1 protein-coding gene is annotated in these 255 nt (G+C 61.6%); it reads left to right on the plus strand.

Annotated features, from left to right (window positions below):
• A partial coding sequence (locus ACUHMQ_RS21355; protein WP_445297434.1) for a hypothetical protein occupies nucleotides 1-255 on the plus strand: 255 nt, incomplete at both ends.

The following is a 255-nucleotide window of genomic DNA, read 5'->3' on the forward strand; positions in this document are numbered from 1 at the left end:
CGGAATACCTGCTCGGTGATGTCAGCGGCGATGGCAAGTCTGACCTGGTAGTAGTACGCAAGCGCCAGGATGGCAAGGCAGTCGCCACCATCCGGCTGGCTACAGCCGATGGGCTGGGTGAAGCGACAGAGCTGGAACTGGGTGCCTGGGCAGCCGAGACCCGCTATCTGCTGGGTGATGGCACTGGGGACGGCAAGGCCGATCTGTGGGTGGTATCGCAGACGACGGATAAGAGAGTACAGGTTGTACTGTGGC

It is taken from the genome of Chitinimonas violaceus, from assembly GCF_052601015.1.